This window comes from Dactylosporangium sp. NPDC050588 (genome assembly GCF_040654975.1).
Classification (GTDB): Bacteria; Actinomycetota; Actinomycetes; order Mycobacteriales; family Micromonosporaceae; genus Dactylosporangium; species Dactylosporangium maewongense.
Genome location: NZ_JBFAJA010000001.1, coordinates 33378 through 51882 on the forward strand (window position 1 = coordinate 33378; position 18505 = coordinate 51882).

An 18505-nucleotide genomic window follows, 5' to 3' on the forward strand; every position below is an offset into this window, starting at 1 on the left:
TTCAGGCGTCGACGCACCGCGAACCAGAAGTCCACAGGAGGACACCAGTGGCGAAGGCGAAGTTCGAGCGGACTAAGCCGCACGTCAACATCGGCACCATCGGTCACATCGACCACGGGAAGACGACGCTGACGGCGGCCATTACCAAGGTGCTCCACGACCGCATGCCGGACGTGAACCCCTACACCCCGTTCGACGAGATCGACAAGGCGCCGGAGGAGAAGGCCCGCGGCATCACGATCTCGATCGCGCACGTCGAGTACCAGACCGAAGCCCGGCACTACGCCCACGTTGACTGCCCGGGCCACGCCGACTACATCAAGAACATGATCACCGGTGCCGCGCAGATGGACGGCGCGATCCTGGTGGTCGCGGCGACCGACGGCCCGATGCCGCAGACCCGCGAGCACGTGCTGCTGGCCCGCCAGGTCGGCGTCCCCTACATCGTGGTGGCGCTGAACAAGAGCGACATGGTCGAGGACGAGGAGCTCCTGGAGCTCGTCGAGCTCGAGGTCCGTGAGCTCCTGTCGAGCCAGGAGTTCCCCGGCGACGACGCGCCGGTCGTGCGCGTCTCGGCCCTGAAGGCCCTCGAGGGCGACCCGAAGTGGTCGGACGCCCTCATGGAGCTCATGGGCGCCGTGGACAGCGCGATCCCGCAGCCCGAGCGTGAGACCGAGAAGCCGTTCCTCATGCCCGTCGAGGACGTCTTCACGATCACCGGTCGTGGCACCGTCGTCACCGGTCGTGTCGAGCGTGGCATCCTCAAGCCGAACGAGGAAGTCGAGATCGTCGGCATCAAGGCCAAGTCGATGAAGACCACCTGCACCGCCATCGAGATGTTCCGCAAGATCCTCGACGAGGCGCGCGCCGGTGAGAACGTCGGCCTGCTCCTGCGTGGTATCAAGCGCGAGGACGTCGAGCGCGGCATGGTCGTGGTGAAGCCGGGTAGCAACACCCCGCACACCGAGTTCGAGGCGACCGTCTACATCCTCTCCAAGGAGGAGGGTGGCCGGCACACCCCGTTCTTCCAGAACTACCGTCCGCAGTTCTACTTCCGCACCACGGACGTCACCGGCGTCGTCACGCTGCCCGAGGGCACCGAGATGGTCATGCCCGGCGACAACACCGGCATGACCGTGCAGCTCATCCAGCCGATCGCCATGGAGGAGAACCTCCGCTTCGCGATCCGCGAGGGTGGCCGCACCGTCGGCGCCGGCCGTGTGACGAAGATCCTCAAGTAAAGACCTGAGGCACCCCGATTTCACTTTGTCGCACCTCGTGCGGCATAATGGTCGGGTTGCGTCGCGGGGCGGTCGAGACTGCTCAATGAGAAGTCTCGGCCGCTTCCGCGCGGCGTCAGTTCTATGACTGGCGCGAACCTCCGCGACTGGGCGTGGCACGCCCTGGGGTAGGACTCCGAAAGCCACCAGCGGCCCTGAGAAGGACGTCGGCGGCGGAGCCTGGCCCTTGGCCGCGACACGCCCGACCGCGGGGGTCGGACAAACCAAATAGGCGGCACCGGACCCTTCGGGGTTCCGCGAGGTCGAGAGACCTCGCATGAGAGAGGGAACTGAAGCCACCATGGCGGGACAGAAGATCCGCATCCGGCTCAAGGCCTACGACCACGAGGTCGTCGACTCCTCGGCGCGGAAGATCGTCGAGACGGTCACGCGCACCGGGGCTCAGGTCGCTGGGCCGGTGCCGCTGCCCACTGAGATCAACCGCTACTGCGTGATCCGCTCGCCGCACAAGTACAAGGACTCGCGCGAGCACTTCGAGATGCGCACGCACAAGCGTCTGATCGACATCATCGACCCGACCCCGAAGACGGTTGACTCGCTCATGCGGCTCGACCTGCCGGCTGGTGTCGACATCGAGATCAAGCTGTAGGGACCGGACTTATGGACAGGCAAGTCAAGGGCATCCTGGGTGAGAAGCTCGGCATGACCCAGATCTGGGACAACGGCAAGGTCGTCCCGGTGACTGTGGTGCAGGCCGGCCCGTGCGTCGTGACCCAGGTGCGCACGGCTGACAACGACGGCTACTCCGCGGTCCAGCTCGCGTGGGGCCAGATCGACCCGCGCAAGGTCAACAAGCCGCGGTCGGGCCACTTCGCCAAGGCGGACGTCGCTCCCCGCCGGCACGTCGTCGAGCTGCGGACCACCGACGCCGGCGAGTACTCGCTCGGCCAGGAGATCACCGCGGACCTCTTCGCCGCCGGCCAGCGGATCGACGTCACCGGCCGGACCAAGGGCAAGGGCTACGCCGGTGTCATGAAGCGGCACGGCTTCCACGGCCTCCGCGCGAGCCACGGTGTCGAGCGCAAGCACCGCTCGCCCGGCTCCATCGGCGCCTGCGCGACCCCGGGTCGCGTCTTCAAGGGCGTGAAGATGGCCGGCCGCATGGGTGGGGCGCGCTTCACCGTGCAGAACCTGACCGTCCAGGCGGTCGAGCTGGAGCAGGGCCTGATCCTCATCAAGGGTGCGGTCCCCGGTCCGAAGGGCAGCCTCGTGCTGCTGCGGAGCGCCGCCAAGGTCGCGGTGAAGGCGCAGAAAGGTGGGATCACCAAGTGACCACCGTTGACATCAAGACGGCTGACGGCGCCACCAACGGCACCGTCGAGCTGCCGGACGACATCTTCGACGCGCAGGCCAGCATCCCGCTGCTGCATCAGGTCGTCGTCGCGCAGCTCGCCGCGGCCCGCCAGGGCACGCACAAGGTCAAGACCCGCGGGGAGGTGTCCGGCGGCGGCAAGAAGCCCTACAAGCAGAAGGGCACCGGCCGTGCCCGTCAGGGCTCGATCCGCGCGCCGCAGTTCACCGGCGGTGGCGTCACGCACGGCCCCGTGCCGCGTGACTACACCCAGCGGGTGAACAAGAAGATGAAGGCCGCCGCCCTGCGTGGCGCGCTCTCCGACCGGGCCCGCGAGGGTCGCATCCACGTCGTGGAGAACTTCATCAACGGCGACACCCCGAAGACCAAGGACGCCCTGAAGGTGCTGCGCGGCATCACCGACGCGCGCCGGGTCCTCGTGGTCCTCCCGCGCGACGACGAGGCCAACTGGCTGAGCCTGCGCAACGAGCAGTCGGTGCACCTCCTGGTCGCCGACCAGCTCAACACGCACGACGTGCTCCTCGCCGACCAGGTCATCTTCACGACCGCGGCGTTGGACGAGTTCCTCGGCGTGCCGGCCGCCGGCGCTGCCGACGCCGCCGAGACCACCGAGGAGGCCTGATCATGGCGACGATCGCCGATCCACGCGACGTGATCATCCAGCCGGTGGTCTCTGAGAAGAGCTACAGCGAGCTCAACCGCAACTGGTACACGTTCCTGGTGCACCCGGACGCGAACAAGACCGAGATCAAGATCGCGATTCAGCAGATCTTCAACGTCCGCGTCCTGTCGGTCAACACCATCAACCGCGAAGGCAAGCGCAAGCGGACCCGCACTGGCTGGGGCAAGCGCAAGGACACGAAGCGGGCGATGGTCAAGCTCGCCGACGGTGACCGGATCGAAGCCTTCGGCGGACCGGTCAGCTGAGGGGTATAGACGATGGCTATCCGTAAATACAAGCCGACGACCCCGGGTCGTCGTGGTTCGAGCGTCGCCGACTTCGCCGAGATCACCCGATCGACGCCCGAGAAGTCGCTCCTCGTTCCGCTGCCCAGCAAGGGCGGACGCAACGTCCACGGCCGCGTCACCGCGCGCCACCAGGGCGGCGGCCACAAGCGTCAGTACCGGCTGATCGACTTCCGGCGGGCGGACAAGGACGGCATCCCCGCCAAGGTCGCGCACATCGAGTACGACCCCAACCGCACCGCGCGCATCGCGCTGCTGCACTACGCCGACGGCGAGAAGCGGTACATCATCGCGCCGAAGGACCTGAAGCAGGGCGACCGCGTCGAGGCCGGGGCCGGCGCCGACATCAAGCCGGGCAACAACCTCCCGCTGCGCAACATCCCGGTCGGCACCACCGTGCACGCGGTGGAGCTGCGCCCGGGTGGCGGCGCGAAGCTGGCCCGCTCGGCCGGCGTGGGCATCCAGCTGCTGGGCCGTGAGGGCCAGTACGCGACGCTGCGCATGCCGTCCGGCGAGATCCGGCGCGTCGAGGTCACCTGCCGGGCGACCGTCGGCGAGATCGGCAACGCCGACCAGTCGAACATCAACTGGGGCAAGGCCGGCCGCATGCGCTGGAAGGGCAAGCGCCCGACCGTCCGTGGTGTCGCCATGAACCCCATCGACCACCCGCACGGTGGTGGTGAGGGTAAGACCTCGGGTGGTCGCCACCCGGTCAACCCGAAGGGCAAGCCGGAGGGCCGCACGCGGCGCAAGGGCCAGCCGAGCGACCGACTCATCGTCCGTAGGCGTTACGCCACCCGGAAGCGCGGCTAAGGAGCCTGAGCAATGCCTCGCAGCCTCAAGAAGGGCCCGTTCGTCGACGACCACCTCATCAAGAAGGTGGAAGTCCAGAACGCCAAGAACTCCAAGAACGTCATCAAGACCTGGTCGCGCCGGTCGACGATCATCCCCGACATGCTCGGGCACACGATCGCCGTCCACGACGGGCGTAAGCACGTTCCCGTCTTCGTGACGGAGGCGATGGTCGGGCACAAGCTCGGCGAGTTCGCGCTGACCCGCACGTTCAAGGGTCACGAGAAGGACGACCGGAAGAGCCGCCGCCGTTAAGGCAGCCAACTAAAGGGGATTTCCCAATGCCAACGAAAGCAGCGGCGGCGCTGCCCGGTGCCCGGGCGATCGCGCGCCATGTGCGCGTGTCGCCCATGAAGGCCCGCCGGGTGGTGAACCTCGTCCGCGGCCTGCCCGCGCGCGACGCACTGACGGTGCTGCAGTTCGCCCCGCAGTCGGCGAGCGAGCCGGTCTACAAGGTGCTGGCGAGCGCCATCGCCAACGCAGAGAACAACGAGCGGCTCGACCCGGACTCGCTCCTGGTCGCCGAGGCGTACGTCGACGAGGGCCCGACGCTCAAGCGGTTCCGTCCGCGGGCGCAGGGTCGCGCGTACCGGATCCGCAAGCGGACCAGCCACATCACCATCGTGGTCGAGAGCGTCCCCGCCGCCCAGGCCCGCGCGGCCAAGGCCGGCGTGGCGAAGGCGACCAAGGCGGCGAAGGCCGTGACGCCGGAGACCGACGAGGTCGAGGCGCCCGCGGCGAAGAAGGCCGCTCCGGCGAAGAAGGCCACGAAGGCGACGCCGAAGGCTGACGCCGAGGAAGGGACCGAGTAATGGGTCAGAAGGTTCACCCGCACGGGTTCCGGCTCGGCATCAGCACCGACTGGAAGTCCCGCTGGTACGCCGACAAGCTCTACAAGGACTACATCGCCGAGGACGTCAAGATCCGTCGGATGATGTCCAAGGGCCTTGAGCGCGCCGGCATCGCCAAGGTCGACATCGAGCGCACCCGCGACCGGGTCCGCGTGGACATCCACACGGCCCGCCCGGGCATCGTCATCGGCCGTAAGGGCGCCGAGGCCGACCGCATCCGCAACGAGCTCGAGAAGCTCACCGGCAAGCAGGTGCAGCTCAACATCCTCGAGGTGAAGAGCCCCGAGTCGGACGCGCAGCTCGTCGCGCAGGGCGTGGCCGAGCAGCTGTCCAGCCGGGTCAGCTTCCGCCGTGCGATGCGCAAGGCGATGCAGTCCGCGATGAAGAACACGCTCGTCAAGGGCATCCGGGTGCAGGTCTCCGGCCGCCTCGGCGGCGCCGAGATGAGCCGCACGGAGTTCTACCGTGAGGGTCGTGTTCCGCTGCACTCGCTGCGGGCCAACATCGAGTACGGCTTCTTCGAGGCCCGTACCACCTTCGGCCGCATCGGCGTGAAGGTCTGGATCTACAAGGGCGACGCCGTCCCGGGTCGCGAGGCGCCGGCCGAGGCCGCCGCTCCGCGCGGTGGCCGTCGCGAGCGCACCGACCGGCCCGAGCGGCCGCGTCGCGGGCGCTCCGGCTCCTCCGGCACGACCGCCGGTGGCACCGAGGCCGGCCGGGCCGCCGCTGCGGCGCAGGCCGCCGAGGTGACGCCCGACGCGGCCCCGGCGGAGTCCGCTCCGGCAGAGACGCCTCAGGAGGGCTGACGAATGCTGATCCCTCGTAAGCCCCCGAAGGGCTTCCGCAAGCCGCACCACCCGGACCGTCACGGCCCGGCCAAGGGCGGCACCCGCGTGGTCTTCGGTGAGTTCGGTATCCAGGCCCTCGAGCCCGCGTACATCACGAACCGCCAGATCGAGGCGGCCCGTATCGCCATGACCCGGCACATCCGTCGTGGCGGCAAGGTCTGGATCACGATCTTCCCGGACCGCTCCATCACCAAGAAGCCGGCCGAGACCCGCATGGGTTCCGGCAAGGGCTCCCCCGAGTGGTGGGTGGCCAACATCAAGCCGGGCCGGATCCTGTTCGAGATGTCGTTCCCGAACGAGCAGATCGCCCGCGAGGCAATGCGCCGCGCGATCCACAAGCTTCCGCTGAAGTGCCGGATCGTCACGCGTGAAGGGGCTGATGTCTGATGGCCGCCGGAATCAAGGCGACCGAGCTGCGCGAGCTCTCCGACGAGAGTCTGGTCGAGAAGCTCCGGGAAGCGAAGGCGGAGCTGTTCAACCTCCGCGTCCAGTCGGCCACCGGCCAGCTGGACAACCACGGGCGGTTGCAGATCATCCGCAAGGACATCGCCCGGATCTACACGATCATGCGCGAGCGTGAGCTGGGTCTCTCAGCCGCGCCCGACGCTGTGGCTGAGGTGGCATGAGCATGAGCGAGCAGACGACCGAGAGCACCGAGGTGCGCGGCCGCCGCAAGGTCCGCGAGGGCCTCGTGGTCAGCGACAAGATGAACAAGACCGTCGTCGTGGCGGTCGAGGACCAGGTCAAGCACCCGCTGTACGGCAAGGTCATGCGCCGCACCAACAAGCTCAAGGCGCACGACGAGCAGAACGCGTGTGGTATCGGCGACCGGGTGCTGCTCATGGAGACCCGGCCGCTGTCCGCCACCAAGCGCTGGCGGGTCGTGGAGATCCTCGAAAAGGCCAAGTAAGGCCGTCGTTCCGCCAAGCTCGGCACCGGCCCTCGAAGCGCCGGTGCCGAGAACTGGCAGACATTAGGAGACAAGCGTGATTCAGCAGGAGTCGCGGCTGCGCGTCGCCGACAACACGGGTGCCCGGGAGATCCTGTGCATCCGTGTGCTCGGTGGCTCGGGTCGCCGCTATGCAGGCATCGGCGACATCATCGTGGCCACCGTGAAGGACGCCATCCCGGGCGCCGGCGTGAAGAAGGGTGACGTGGTCAAGGCCGTCGTCGTCCGGACCACCAAGGAACGGCGCCGGCCGGACGGGTCCTACATCCGGTTCGACGAGAACGCCGCCGTGATCATCAAGGACGGCGGTGACCCCCGTGGTACCCGCATCTTCGGCCCGGTCGGGCGTGAGCTCCGGGACAAGCGTTTCATGAAGATCATCTCGCTCGCGCCGGAGGTGTTGTAACCATGAAGGTCAAAAAGGGCGACACCGTCCTGGTCATCGCGGGCAAGGACAAGGGCACCCGGGGCAAGGTCCTCACCGCCCTCCCGCGCGAGGACAAGGTCATCGTCGAGGGCGTGAACCGCGTCAAGAAGCACACCCGGATCCGCACCACCCAGCGTGGTTCGAAGACCGGTGGCATCGTGACCCAGGAAGCCGCCATCCACGTGTCCAACGTGATGGTGATCGACTCGGACAACAAGCCGACCCGCGTCGGTGCCCGCATCGACGAGGACGGCGTCAAGACCCGCACGTCGCGTCGCTCCGGTAAGGATCTGTGATGACGACGGTCGACAAGGTGAACCCGCGCCTCAAGCAGCGCTACCGCGACGAGATCGCCGGCAAGCTGCAGGAGCAGTTCAAGTACGCCAACGTGATGCAGATCCCGGGCGTCGTCAAGGTCGTCGTCAACATGGGTGTCGGCGAGGCGGCCCGCGACTCGAAGCTGATCGACGGCGCGGTCCGCGACCTGGCCACGATCACCGGCCAGAAGCCGCAGATCCGTCGCGCCACCAAGTCCATCGCGCAGTTCAAGCTGCGTGAGGGCATGCCGATCGGCGCGAAGGTCACTCTCCGCAACGACCGGATGTGGGAGTTCCTCGACCGGCTGCTGTCGATCGCACTGCCGCGTATCCGCGACTTCCGCGGTCTCGACGGGCGCAAGCTCGACGGCAACGGCAACTACACCTTCGGTCTCACCGAGCAGTCGGTGTTCCACGAGATCGACCAGGACCGCATCGACCGGCCGCGAGGGATGGACATCACCGTGGTCACCACCGCTCGCACGGACGAGGAAGGTCGCGCGCTGCTCAAGCTGCTCGGCTTCCCCTTCCGTGAGAACTAGGGAGAACTGACCAATGGCGAAGAAGGCCCTCATCCTCAAGGCCGCCGCGAAGCCCAAGTTCGCGGTCCGCGCTTACACCCGCTGCCAGCGCTGCGGCCGGCCCAAGGCCGTGTACCGGAAGTTCGGGCTGTGCCGCGTGTGCATCCGTGAGATGGCGCACCGCGGCGAGCTGCCCGGCGTCTCCAAGGCCTCCTGGTAAACCTCCTTCGCCGTAGGCCCGCCCACAGCGGCGAGGAACCGCGGCGAGAAAGGCTGACAAAGCAATGACCATGACCGACCCGATCGCAGACATGCTGACGCGTCTGCGCAACGCCAACCAGGCGTACCACGACCGGGTGTCGATGCCCTACTCGAAGATCAAGGCGAACATCGCCGAGGTTCTCAAGTCCGAGGGCTACGTGTCCTCGTGGCAGGTTCAGGAGCCGGAAGAGGGCAAGGTCGGCAAGACGCTGATCGTTGAACTCAAGTACGGCCAGAGCCGTGAGCGCAGCCTCGCCGGCATCCGCCGCGTCTCGAAGCCCGGTCTCCGGGTGTACGCGAAGTCGGTGGAGATGCCGCGCGTGCTCGGTGGCCTCGGTGTGGCCATCATCTCGACGTCCCAAGGGCTGCTCACCGACCGGCAGGCCCGCAAGCGAGGGGTGGGCGGGGAAGTCCTCGCCTACGTCTGGTAAGGGAGAGCCTTCAATGTCTCGAATCGGACGTAAGCCCATCGCGGTGCCCGCCGGCGTTGACCTGCGGGTCGACGGTCAGGTCGTCACCGTCAAGGGACCCAAGGGCGAGCTGAACCACACGATCGCCGAGCCCATCACGCTGGAGAAGGCCGAGGACGGCTCCTTCAGCGTCGTGCGCCCCAATGACGAGCGCAAGGCCAAGGAGCTGCACGGCCTGACCCGCACGCTCATCGCGAACATGGTCATCGGCGTGACCGAGGGCTACCGCAAGAGCCTCGAGATCGCCGGCACCGGTTACCGCGTCACCGCGAAAGGCGCCGACCTGGAGTTCGCGCTCGGGTTCTCCCACCCCGTGCTCGTGACGCCCCCCGCGGGCATCACGTTCACCGTCGAGCGGCCGACGCTGTTCCACATCGCCGGCATCGACAAGCAGCAGGTGGGCGAGGTCGCCGCCAACATCCGCAAGATCCGCCCGCCGGAGCCGTACAAGGGCAAGGGCGTGAAGTACCAGGGCGAGGTCATCCGCCGTAAGGCTGGAAAGGCAGGCAAGAAGTGAGCGCCACGCTGCTCAAGCGCCGCAACGCAGGCGGCACCGCCGCGGCGCGCCGAGTCGGGCGCGCACGCCGGCACTTCCGCATCCGCAAGCACGTCAGTGGCACCGCCGAGCGTCCGCGCCTGGTCGTCACCCGCACGCTGCGGAACATCACGGCGCAGATCGTCGACGACCTCAAGGGCCACACGCTGGCCTCGGCGTCGACGCTCGACGCGAGCATCCGCGGCACCGACGGCGACAAGAAGGCGCTGGCCACCAAGGTCGGCACCCTCCTCGCCGAGCGGGCGAAGGCCGCGGGTGTCGGCAAGGTCGTCTTCGACCGTGGCGGAAACCGTTACGCCGGCCGCATCGCGGCCCTGGCTGACGCCGCCCGCGAAGCCGGACTCGAATTCTAGGAAAGGGAACGTTCATGCCTGGTCCTCAGCGCAGGGGCGGCGGGTCCGGTGGGAACACCGAAGGTGGCGGCCGTCGCGAGAATCGTCGCGAAGGAGGCGGCCGCGGCAACGCGCCCGCCGAGAAGACCCCGCACCTCGAGCGGGTCGTCGCGATCAACCGTGTCGCCAAGGTCGTGAAGGGTGGTCGTCGCTTCAGCTTCACCGCCCTCGTCATCGTCGGTGACGGCGACGGCACCGTCGGCGTCGGATACGGAAAGGCCAAGGAGGTGCCCGCGGCCATCGCCAAGGGCGTCGAGGAGGCCAAGAAGCACTTCTTCAAGGTGCCGCGGATCGCGGCCTCGATCCCGCACCCGGTGATCGGCGAGGACGCCGCGGGCGTCGTGCTGCTCAAGCCGGCCTCCGCCGGTACCGGCGTCATCGCCGGTGGCCCGGTGCGTGCCGTCCTGGAGTGCGCGGGCATCCACGACGTGCTCTCCAAGAGCCTCGGCTCCTCGAACGCGATCAACATCGTCCACGCGACGGTGGCGGCGCTGAAGAAGCTCGAGGCGCCGGAGGCCGTGGCCGCCCGTCGCGGTCTGCCGGTCGAGGACGTCGCTCCGGCGGCCATGCTGGCCCAGCGGGCCGGGGTCGGTGCATGACCATGGCGCGCCTGAAGGTCACCCAGATCCGGTCCGAGATCGGCACCAAGCAGAACCAGCGGGACACGCTGCGTTCGCTCGGCCTGAAGCGGATCCGCGACGTCGTCGTCAAGGAAGACCGTCCGGAGATCCGCGGCATGATCCACACCGTGACGCACCTGGTCACCGTGGAAGAGGTGGAGTAATCCGATGACGATCAAACTGCACCACCTGCGGCCCGCCCCGGGCGCCAAGACCGCGAAGACCCGTGTCGGTCGCGGTGAGGGCTCCAAGGGTAAGACCGCCGGTCGTGGCACCAAGGGCTCCAAGGCCCGCAAGAACATCTCAGCGGCGTTCGAGGGTGGGCAGATGCCCCTCCACATGCGCCTGCCGAAGCTCAAGGGCTTCAAGAACCGCAACCGCATCGAGTTCCAGGTCGTCAACCTGGCCCGGCTCGCGGAGCTGTTCCCGAAGGGCGGCACCATCGGGGTCGACGAGCTCGTCGACGCCGGCGCCGTCCGTAAGGGCGAGCTGGTCAAGGTCCTCGGCGACGGGGAGCTCGGCGGCGTGAAGCTGCAGGTCAGTGCGCACAAGTTCAGTGCGACGGCCAAGGAGAAGCTGGAAGCAGCGGGCGGCTCCGCCACGCTGCTCGGCGGCTCCGCAGCGGAGTAGAGAACGCGCTACCGTGGCGTCCACCGGAGCATCTTTGGTGGGCGCCACGCGGTGCCTCAAGGACAGTCGGAGCACCACCCGAAGGACCACCTGAAAAGCTGAGGGATCGCCGGGGCGTGATGTGCTGCGGGCATCCTGTTAGAGTCCGTTGCGCAGTAACACGCTCTGCTCAGCCGTTCAGTCGCACCACCCGCACCAAACGCACCACCAGGACCCCACCTCGTCGGCCGCCCGGCCGCCTTGCGCAGGAGGAAGAACGTTGCTCTCCGCCTTTGCCAGCGCGTTTCGCACGCCTGACCTGCGCAACAAAATCCTGTTCACATTGCTGATGATCGCGCTCTACCGGGTGGGTGCCACGCTCCCCAGCCCCGGTGTGTCGTTCGGCAATGTGCAGAAGTGCCTCGACATCGTCGAGAGCGGTGACAGCAGCAACGTCGCGACGCTGCTCAACCTGTTCTCCGGTGGCGCGCTGCTGCAACTTTCAGTCTTCGCGCTCGGCATCATGCCGTACATCACCGCGAGCATCATCCTGCAGCTGCTGACGGTCGTGATCCCGCGCCTGGAGCAGCTGCGCAAGGAAGGCCAGTCCGGCCAGGCGAAGATCACCCAGTACACGCGCTACCTCACCCTCGGGCTCGGCGTGCTGCAGGCCTCGGCGATCGTCGCCCTGGCGCGGTCCGGCCAGCTCTTCAACGGCGCGTGCGACCAGACGCAGTTCCCGGTCATCCCGGACACCGGCAAGATCCCGCTGTGGCTGACGCTCACCGTGCTGGTCATCACGATGACCGCCGGCACCGGCATGGTCATGTGGTTCGGCGAGCTGGTCACGGACCGCGGCGTCGGCAACGGCATGTCCGTCCTGATCTTCACCTCGATCGCCGCCCGGCTCCCCAACGAGGGCCTCTCGATCTTCCAGGACGACAAGACCACGTTCTTCGTCATCGTGGGCCTCGCGGTCGTCGTCATCGCCTTCGTGGTCTTCCTGGAGCAGGCCCAGCGTCGCATCCCGGTGCAATACGCGAAGCGCATGATCGGCCGCCGCATGTACGGCGGGACGTCGACCTACATCCCGCTGAAGGTCAACCAGGCGGGTGTCATCCCGGTCATCTTCGCCTCGTCGCTGCTCTACCTGCCTGACCTGATCACCAGGTTCGCCGGGTCGGACACGACCAACAAGACCGTCCTGTGGATCCAGCGCAACATCGTCGCCCAGGACAAGCCGGCGCACATCATCCTCTACTTCATGTTGATCATCTTCTTCACGTACTTCTACGTGTCGATCACGTTCAACCCCACTGAGGTCGCGGACAACATGCGCAAGTACGGCGGGTTCGTCCCCGGTATCCGGCCGGGCAAGCCGACCGCCGAGTATCTTGACTTCATCCTCAGCCGCATCACCCTCCCCGGCGCGCTCTACCTGGGCATCATCTCGATCCTGCCCAACCTGCTCATCGGGGTCGTCGGTGGCGGACAGGCTCTGCAGAACTTCCCGTTCGGCGGCACCGCAGTGCTCATTATTGTTGGTGTGGGCCTCGAAACGGTGAAGCAGATCGAGAGCCAGCTCATGCAGCGCAACTACGAAGGGTTCCTCCGGTAGTGAGGCTGGTGCTGGTAGGTCCCCCCGGGGCGGGCAAGGGGACCCAGGCCGAGTTCATCGCCGCGCACCTCGCCGTGCCCAAAATCTCCACGGGAGACATCTTCCGGGCCAACGTCGGGCAGGGCACCCCGCTCGGCGTCGAGGCGAAGCGCTACATGGACGCCGGCCAGCTCGTCCCCGACGAGGTCACCATCAACATGGTGTCCGACCGCCTGTCGGAGGGCGACGCGGCCGACGGCTTCCTCCTCGACGGCTTCCCGCGCACCGTCCCGCAGGCCAACGCCCTCGACAAGCTCCTCGCCGACCTCGGCACCGGGCTCGACATCGTGCTCGAGCTCGTCGTGGAGAACGAAGAGGTCATCCGGCGGCTCTCCGGCCGCCGGACCTGCCGCGGCTGCGGCAAGATCTGGCACGTCGAGTTCGACGCGCCGACCCACGAGGGCGTGTGCGACCGCTGCGGCGGCGAGCTCTTCCAGCGCGACGACGACAAGGCCGAGACGATCGCCGAGCGGCTGAAGGTCTACGCCCGGGACACCTCGCCCCTCGTCGACTACTACGGCGCGCAGGGCAAGCTGGTGGGCATCGACGCCACCGGACCGGTCGAGGACATCACGGTCCGCGCGATCGACGCCCTGCGCTCCTACGGCGGCTGACCGTGGCGCACCAGGTCGAGATCGAGCTCAAGACCCCTGAGCAGATCGGCCACATGCGCCGCGCGGGCCTGGTCGTCGCCGACGCCCTGGCCCGCATGCGGGCCGCGGTCCAGCCCGGCGTCAGCACCGCCGACCTGGACGCGATCGCGGAGGAGACGATCCGGGCCGCCGGCGCCATCCCGTCCTTCAAGGGCTACCACGGCTACCCGGCCTCGATCTGCTCCTCGGTCAACGACCAGGTCGTCCACGCCATCCCCAGCGCCCGCCAGGTGCTGCGCGCCGGCGACCTGATCTCGATCGACTGCGGCGCCGAGCTGGACGGCTGGCACGGCGACGCGGCGATCACGGTCGGCGTCGGCGAGATCAGCAACGACCTGCGCCGCCTGGTCACCGTCGCCGAGGACGCGATGTGGGCCGGCATCGCCGCCGCCGCCCGCGGCGTCCGCTCCGGCAAGGGCCGCCTCACCGACATCTCCTTCGCGATCCAGTCCGCCGTCCGCAAGGCCGGCCGCTACGGCATCGTCGACGGCTACGGCGGCCACGGCATCGGCAGCGCCATGCACCAGGACCCGTTCGTGGAGAACTCCGGCCGCCCGGGCAAGGGCCCCGCGCTGCGCCCCGGCATGGCCCTCGCCATCGAGCCGATGATCACGAAGGGCAAGCCGAAGGTCGCCGAGCTCGACGACGGCTGGACCGTGGTGACGGTCGACGGCTCCGTCGCCGCCCACGTCGAGCACACGATGGCGATCTGCGACGACGGCGTCTGGGTCCTCACCGCCCCCGACGGCGGCAGGTCCCGCCTCGGCGAGCTCGTCACCGCCCGCCAGCAGGTCAACGCCTAGCTCATCGCGCCGGGCCCACCGCCGGCGTCAGCGCGACACACAGCCGTTTTCTCCCCGCCGGGCTCTTCCATGGTCCGGTAGACCTTGTGCGGCCATGACTGCGCGAAGTGTTCCGGATCGCGGAACGGGGCGGACGGGAAGGGTGAGCGGCAGTCGTACCGTGGCGGGCCAGGGTGGAAGAACGGCGTGCGCGGATGGGATGCTTCTTGCGGGGAACGCGACTCGGGGAGGGTGGCAAATGGCGGTGGACCGGCGGGAGCACCTGCGCGCGGCCGACGTCGACCGGCAGTTCGTGGCGGAGCGGCTCAAGGCCGCGGTCGACGAGGGCCGGCTGTCACTCGGCGAGTACGACGAGCGGCTGAAGGACACCTACGCCGCGCGGACCTATGGCGACCTCGACGTGATCCTCAGCGACCTGCCCGGCTTCCGCCCCGTGGACAGCGGCGCGGTGGCACCCGCGAGCGGGTATGCGTCGGCGCCCGCGCCGGCCGAGCCCGAGGCCAGGGCGCAGTTCAGGCGGCAGCCGCACTGGCTGCTCGGGATCTGGAGCGGCTGGCTGATCGCGGTCACCGTCAACGTCGTGATCTGGGCGCTGGTCAGCATCTCCAGGGGCGACGCGGCGTACTTCTGGCCGATGTGGGTCGCCGGGCCGCTCGGTGCGGTGCTGCTCGCGACGTCGGTGAGCACCTATCTCGCAGGCGGGCCGGATGCCGCGCGGGAGCTGAAGCGGGAGCGCAGGCGGCAGCGGCGCGGGGGTTGAGACCCCGATTTGGTGCATCGCGCTTGCCGCGCGTAGACTCGTCCATTGGCGCAAAGCGTCCACTCAGGCATGCCCCCACGCGCTTCTAGTGGCAGGCCTGAGCCGCGGCTGGCGCGGGTCCTCCAACAGGGCCCGTGAAAAGGATGCAAGCGTCGACACCCAACCCGATCGTCAGGTAGCGGAGGACATGCCGAAGAAAGACGGGGCCATCGAGATCGAGGGCCGAGTGATCGAGCCACTCCCGAACGCGATGTTCCGGGTGGAGCTCGCCAATGGCCACAAGGTCTTGGCGCACATCAGCGGGAAGATGCGGCAGCACTACATCCGCATCCTGCCCGAGGACCGAGTGGTCGTCGAGCTGTCGCCTTATGACCTGACTCGCGGGCGCATCGTCTACCGCTACAAGTAAATCGGTGTCGGTTCCCAGGAAACGGTCGGGACTGTCGCTCCCATGTAGGGGTGCGCAGCGAGAGTTAGGCAAACCGTGAAGGTCAAGCCGAGCGTCAAGCGGATCTGCAACAACTGCCGGATCATCCGGCGGCATGGCCGGGTCATGGTCATCTGCAGCACTGACCCGCGCCACAAGCAGCGCCAGGGCTGAGTCCCGGCGTCGCCAGATCCACTGCACCACCATGTTTTAGCCCGTTCCAGCCCCGGGCCACCGCGCGCGACGCGTGCGGAGCGCGTGGGCTGCACCCCCGGTCGGAGGCCGGGGCCCGTCTGTGGGCAGACGGGAGTGGAGCGGGCTCAGACCTCCGCACACGCAAGGAGCACGCCCACCTATGGCACGTCTCGTTGGTGTCGATCTCCCGCGCGAGAAGCGCACCGAGATCGCACTCACCTACATCTATGGCATCGGGCGCACCCGATCCATCGAGCTGCTCGCCGCCACCGGTATCGACGGCAACAAGCGGGCTCGTGACCTCACCGATGAAGAGATCGTGCAGCTGCGCGACTACATCGAGCAGAACTTCAAGGTCGAGGGCGACCTGCGCCGCGAGGTCGCCGCGGACATCCGCCGCAAGGTCGAGATCGGCTGCTACCAGGGCATCCGGCACCGCAAGGGCCTGCCCGTGCGCGGTCAGCGCACCCGGACCAACGCCCGCACCCGCAAGGGTCCGAAGCGCACGGTCGCCGGCAAGAAGAAGCCGGGCAAGAAGTAGTAGCTGGTCGGTAGAGAAAACAATCTAGGAGCGCATAGAGAATGCCGCCGAAGGCTCGCGCCGGCGCGACCGCTGTCAAGAAGGTCCGGCGCAAGGAACGCAAGAACGTCGCCCACGGGCAGGCGCACATCAAGAGCACCTTCAACAACACCATCGTGTCGATCACCGACCCGACCGGTGCTGTCATCTCCTGGGCCTCCGCCGGCCAGGTGGGCTTCAAGGGCTCGCGCAAGTCGACCCCGTTCGCCGCGCAGCTGGCCGCCGAGGCCGCCGCTCGCCGCGCGATGGAGCACGGCATGCGCAAGGTCGACGTGTTCGTCAAGGGCCCCGGCTCCGGCCGGGAGACCGCGATCCGCTCCCTTCAGGCCGTGGGCCTCGAGGTCGGGCAGATCAGTGACGTCACGCCGCAGCCGCACAACGGTTGCCGTCCGCCGAAGCGCAGGAGGGTCTGACGATGGCTCGTTACACCGGGGCTGACTGCCGCCGCTGCCGTCGCGAGAAGATGAAGCTGTTCCTCAAGGGCAGCAAGTGCGACGGGCCGAAGTGCCCGTTCGAGTCGCGCCCCTTCCCGCCCGGCCAGCACGGCCGCGGTCGCCCGAAGGAGACCGAGTACCTGCTCCAGCTGCGCGAGAAGCAGAAGGCCCGCCGCATCTACGGCGTCCTCGAGCGGCAGTTCGCCGGCTACTTCGACGAGGCCGTGGCCAAGCCCGGCAAGACCGGTGAGGAGCTGCTCAAGATCCTCGAGTCGCGCCTCGACAACGTGGTCTACCGCGCCGGCCTCGCCACCTCGCGTGACGCGGCCCGCCAGCTGGTGAGCCACGGCCACATCCAGGTCAACGGCAAGAAGGTCGACATCCCGTCGTACCGGCTGCGCGAGCACGACATCGTGCAGGTGCGGCAGAAGTCGCGGGAGCTCACCCCGTTCCAGATCGCGCAGGGCCTCGCGGGCAGCAAGACCGTCCCGGCGTGGCTCGAGTTCATCCCCAGCGAGCTCAAGGTCCTGGTGCACAGCCTGCCCGCGCGGCAGGTCATCGACACCCAGGTCCAGGAGCAGCTGATCGTCGAGCTCTACAGCAAGTAGTTGTCTTGTGGGGGCGGGGCGATCACGCTCCGCCCTCTCGGAGCGCGTCAAATAGCGGGCGCGCAACGAACTGGAGGAACCGCAAGTGCTCATCTCCCAGCGTCCGAGCCTCGCCGAAGAGTCGATCAGCGAGACCCGGTCAAAGTTCACCATCGAGCCGCTCGAGCCCGGCTTCGGCTACACCCTCGGCAACTCGCTGCGTCGCACCCTGCTCAGCTCCATCCCGGGTGCCGCGGTGACCAGCATCAAGATCGACGGTGTGCTCCACGAGTTCACCACGATCCCCGGTGTCAAAGAGGACGTCGTCGAGCTCGTCATGAACGTCAAGGAGCTGTGCGTCAGCTCCGAGCACGACGAGCCGGTCTCGATGTACCTGCGCAAGCAGGGCCCCGGCGACGTCACGGCGGGCGACATCCAGCCCCCGGCCGGCGTCTCCGTGCACAACCCCGACCTGAAGCTGGCCACGCTCAACGGCAAGGGCCGGCTCGACATGGAGCTGACCGTCGAGCGGGGTCGCGGCTACGTGACCGCGAACCAGAACAAGCAGCAGGGCCAGGAGATCGGTCGGATCCCGATCGACTCCATCTACTCCCCGGTGCTGAAGGTCACGTACCGCGTCGAAGCCACCCGCGTCGAGCAGCGCACCGACTTCGACCGGCTCATCATCGACGTCGAGACCAAGGCGTCGCTGACCCCCCGCACCGCGCTGGCCTCCGCCGGCTCCACCCTCGTCGAGCTCTTCGGCCTGGCCCGTGAGCTGGACGAGACCGCAGAAGGCATCGACATCGGCCCGTCGCCGCAGGACGCGCAGCTCGCTGCCGACCTGGCACTGCCGATCGAGGAGCTCGACCTCACCGTCCGCTCGTACAACTGCCTCAAGCGCGAGGGCATCAACTCCGTCGGGGAGCTGATCAGCCGCACGGAAGCAGACCTCCTCGATATAAGGAATTTCGGTCAGAAGTCGATCGACGAGGTCAAGATGAAGCTCGCCGGGATGGGTCTGGGTCTCAAGGACTCCGCCCCGACGTTCGACCCGGCACACGTCGTGGACTCGTTCGCCGATGTTTCCTACGACGACACCGACGACTACCGCGAGACCGAGCAGCTCTAACCGGCTGCTGTTTGATTGAGGAGCC

32 protein-coding genes are annotated in these 18505 nt (G+C 67.9%); all 32 read left to right on the plus strand.

Annotation, left to right across the window (positions count from 1 at the left end):
- The first annotated feature begins 47 nt into the window (after window positions 1-47).
- The 32 genes from tuf to AB0I21_RS00320 all read left to right on the plus strand — a co-directional run bounded on the left by tuf (window position 48) and on the right by AB0I21_RS00320 (window position 18480).
- On the plus strand, window positions 48-1241 hold the full coding sequence (gene tuf / locus AB0I21_RS00165; RefSeq protein WP_344501837.1) for an elongation factor Tu: 1194 nt from the start codon (window positions 48-50) through the stop codon (window positions 1239-1241).
- Between the two features lie 340 nt (window positions 1242-1581).
- The gene (gene rpsJ / locus AB0I21_RS00170; RefSeq protein ID WP_018347762.1) at window positions 1582-1890 is read left to right on the plus strand and encodes a 30S ribosomal protein S10; all 309 of its coding nucleotides are present in this window, start codon (window positions 1582-1584) and stop codon (window positions 1888-1890) included.
- Between the two features lie 11 nt (window positions 1891-1901).
- The gene (rplC, locus tag AB0I21_RS00175) at window positions 1902-2573 is read left to right on the plus strand and encodes a 50S ribosomal protein L3 (protein WP_360557892.1); all 672 of its coding nucleotides are present in this window, start codon (window positions 1902-1904) and stop codon (window positions 2571-2573) included.
- Window positions 2570-3235 (plus strand): 50S ribosomal protein L4, encoded by a 666-nt coding sequence (gene rplD / locus AB0I21_RS00180; protein WP_344501835.1) that lies wholly within the window; start codon window positions 2570-2572, stop codon window positions 3233-3235. Before rplC ends, rplD begins: the two co-directional genes overlap by 4 nt.
- Before the next feature lie 2 nt (window positions 3236-3237).
- A complete protein-coding gene (rplW, locus tag AB0I21_RS00185; RefSeq protein WP_203845079.1) occupies window positions 3238-3540 on the plus strand; it encodes a 50S ribosomal protein L23 in 303 nt (100 codons plus the stop codon).
- Window positions 3541-3552: 12 nt separating this feature from the next.
- Complete coding sequence (gene rplB / locus AB0I21_RS00190) at window positions 3553-4392, plus strand: 50S ribosomal protein L2 (RefSeq protein ID WP_344501834.1); 840 nt, start codon at window positions 3553-3555, stop codon at window positions 4390-4392.
- 12 nt (window positions 4393-4404) lie between these two features.
- Entirely contained in the window at window positions 4405-4686 is a 282-nt protein-coding gene (rpsS, locus tag AB0I21_RS00195) for a 30S ribosomal protein S19 (protein WP_203845081.1), read from the plus strand.
- Between the two features lie 26 nt (window positions 4687-4712).
- The gene (gene rplV / locus AB0I21_RS00200; RefSeq protein WP_360557895.1) at window positions 4713-5243 is read left to right on the plus strand and encodes a 50S ribosomal protein L22; all 531 of its coding nucleotides are present in this window, start codon (window positions 4713-4715) and stop codon (window positions 5241-5243) included.
- A complete protein-coding gene (rpsC, locus tag AB0I21_RS00205) occupies window positions 5243-6088 on the plus strand; it encodes a 30S ribosomal protein S3 (protein WP_344501833.1) in 846 nt (281 codons plus the stop codon). Before rplV ends, rpsC begins: the two co-directional genes overlap by 1 nt.
- A 3-nt stretch (window positions 6089-6091) precedes the next feature.
- Entirely contained in the window at window positions 6092-6517 is a 426-nt protein-coding gene (gene rplP, locus AB0I21_RS00210; protein WP_190249381.1) for a 50S ribosomal protein L16, read from the plus strand.
- On the plus strand, window positions 6517-6756 hold the full coding sequence (gene rpmC / locus AB0I21_RS00215) for a 50S ribosomal protein L29 (protein WP_344501832.1): 240 nt from the start codon (window positions 6517-6519) through the stop codon (window positions 6754-6756). The genes rplP and rpmC overlap by 1 nt, the downstream gene beginning before the upstream one ends.
- 2 nt (window positions 6757-6758) lie before the next feature.
- The gene (gene rpsQ / locus AB0I21_RS00220; RefSeq protein WP_033357658.1) at window positions 6759-7040 is read left to right on the plus strand and encodes a 30S ribosomal protein S17; all 282 of its coding nucleotides are present in this window, start codon (window positions 6759-6761) and stop codon (window positions 7038-7040) included.
- Between the two features lie 76 nt (window positions 7041-7116).
- Complete coding sequence (rplN, locus tag AB0I21_RS00225) at window positions 7117-7485, plus strand: 50S ribosomal protein L14 (RefSeq protein ID WP_033357657.1); 369 nt, start codon at window positions 7117-7119, stop codon at window positions 7483-7485.
- Window positions 7486-7487: 2 nt separating this feature from the next.
- Window positions 7488-7802, plus strand: a complete 315-nt coding sequence (rplX, locus tag AB0I21_RS00230) for a 50S ribosomal protein L24 (protein ID WP_033357656.1) — start codon at window positions 7488-7490, stop codon at window positions 7800-7802.
- Complete coding sequence (gene rplE / locus AB0I21_RS00235) at window positions 7802-8365, plus strand: 50S ribosomal protein L5 (RefSeq protein ID WP_344501831.1); 564 nt, start codon at window positions 7802-7804, stop codon at window positions 8363-8365. The genes rplX and rplE overlap by 1 nt, the downstream gene beginning before the upstream one ends.
- 13 nt (window positions 8366-8378) lie before the next feature.
- The gene (locus AB0I21_RS00240; protein ID WP_033342853.1) at window positions 8379-8564 is read left to right on the plus strand and encodes a type Z 30S ribosomal protein S14; all 186 of its coding nucleotides are present in this window, start codon (window positions 8379-8381) and stop codon (window positions 8562-8564) included.
- Window positions 8565-8628: 64 nt separating this feature from the next.
- A complete protein-coding gene (rpsH, locus tag AB0I21_RS00245) occupies window positions 8629-9036 on the plus strand; it encodes a 30S ribosomal protein S8 (RefSeq protein ID WP_033357654.1) in 408 nt (135 codons plus the stop codon).
- A gap of 13 nt (window positions 9037-9049) precedes the next feature.
- Window positions 9050-9592: a 50S ribosomal protein L6 gene (gene rplF, locus AB0I21_RS00250; RefSeq protein WP_344501829.1), complete on the plus strand. Its 543-nt coding sequence runs from the start codon at window positions 9050-9052 to the stop codon at window positions 9590-9592.
- 8 nt (window positions 9593-9600) lie between these two features.
- Entirely contained in the window at window positions 9601-9984 is a 384-nt protein-coding gene (gene rplR, locus AB0I21_RS00255; protein ID WP_344501921.1) for a 50S ribosomal protein L18, read from the plus strand.
- 14 nt (window positions 9985-9998) lie between these two features.
- Entirely contained in the window at window positions 9999-10622 is a 624-nt protein-coding gene (rpsE, locus tag AB0I21_RS00260) for a 30S ribosomal protein S5 (RefSeq protein WP_344501828.1), read from the plus strand.
- Window positions 10623-10624: 2 nt separating this feature from the next.
- Window positions 10625-10807, plus strand: coding sequence for a 50S ribosomal protein L30 (gene rpmD, locus AB0I21_RS00265; protein ID WP_033357651.1), 183 nt, complete (start codon window positions 10625-10627; stop codon window positions 10805-10807).
- A 4-nt stretch (window positions 10808-10811) separates the two neighbouring features.
- On the plus strand, window positions 10812-11273 hold the full coding sequence (gene rplO / locus AB0I21_RS00270; protein WP_344501827.1) for a 50S ribosomal protein L15: 462 nt from the start codon (window positions 10812-10814) through the stop codon (window positions 11271-11273).
- A gap of 259 nt (window positions 11274-11532) precedes the next feature.
- On the plus strand, window positions 11533-12870 hold the full coding sequence (gene secY / locus AB0I21_RS00275) for a preprotein translocase subunit SecY (RefSeq protein WP_344501826.1): 1338 nt from the start codon (window positions 11533-11535) through the stop codon (window positions 12868-12870).
- A complete protein-coding gene (locus AB0I21_RS00280) occupies window positions 12870-13523 on the plus strand; it encodes an adenylate kinase (protein ID WP_344501825.1) in 654 nt (217 codons plus the stop codon). Before secY ends, AB0I21_RS00280 begins: the two co-directional genes overlap by 1 nt.
- Window positions 13524-13525: 2 nt before the next feature.
- Complete coding sequence (gene map, locus AB0I21_RS00285; protein ID WP_360557897.1) at window positions 13526-14365, plus strand: type I methionyl aminopeptidase; 840 nt, start codon at window positions 13526-13528, stop codon at window positions 14363-14365.
- Window positions 14366-14603: 238 nt separating this feature from the next.
- Window positions 14604-15125 carry a DUF1707 domain-containing protein gene (locus AB0I21_RS00290; protein ID WP_360557899.1) on the plus strand — a complete coding sequence of 174 codons (522 nt, stop codon included), beginning with the start codon at window positions 14604-14606 and terminating at the stop codon, window positions 15123-15125.
- A gap of 187 nt (window positions 15126-15312) precedes the next feature.
- Window positions 15313-15534 (plus strand): translation initiation factor IF-1, encoded by a 222-nt coding sequence (gene infA, locus AB0I21_RS00295; RefSeq protein ID WP_007073013.1) that lies wholly within the window; start codon window positions 15313-15315, stop codon window positions 15532-15534.
- 75 nt (window positions 15535-15609) lie between these two features.
- A complete protein-coding gene (rpmJ, locus tag AB0I21_RS00300; RefSeq protein WP_014687778.1) occupies window positions 15610-15726 on the plus strand; it encodes a 50S ribosomal protein L36 in 117 nt (38 codons plus the stop codon).
- 181 nt (window positions 15727-15907) lie between these two features.
- Window positions 15908-16288, plus strand: coding sequence for a 30S ribosomal protein S13 (rpsM, locus tag AB0I21_RS00305; RefSeq protein WP_344501822.1), 381 nt, complete (start codon window positions 15908-15910; stop codon window positions 16286-16288).
- 41 nt (window positions 16289-16329) lie between these two features.
- Window positions 16330-16740: a 30S ribosomal protein S11 gene (rpsK, locus tag AB0I21_RS00310; protein WP_033357646.1), complete on the plus strand. Its 411-nt coding sequence runs from the start codon at window positions 16330-16332 to the stop codon at window positions 16738-16740.
- 2 nt (window positions 16741-16742) lie between these two features.
- A complete protein-coding gene (gene rpsD, locus AB0I21_RS00315; protein WP_033357645.1) occupies window positions 16743-17369 on the plus strand; it encodes a 30S ribosomal protein S4 in 627 nt (208 codons plus the stop codon).
- 85 nt (window positions 17370-17454) lie between these two features.
- A complete protein-coding gene (locus AB0I21_RS00320; protein WP_033357644.1) occupies window positions 17455-18480 on the plus strand; it encodes a DNA-directed RNA polymerase subunit alpha in 1026 nt (341 codons plus the stop codon).
- Window positions 18481-18505: the final 25 nt, after the last annotated feature.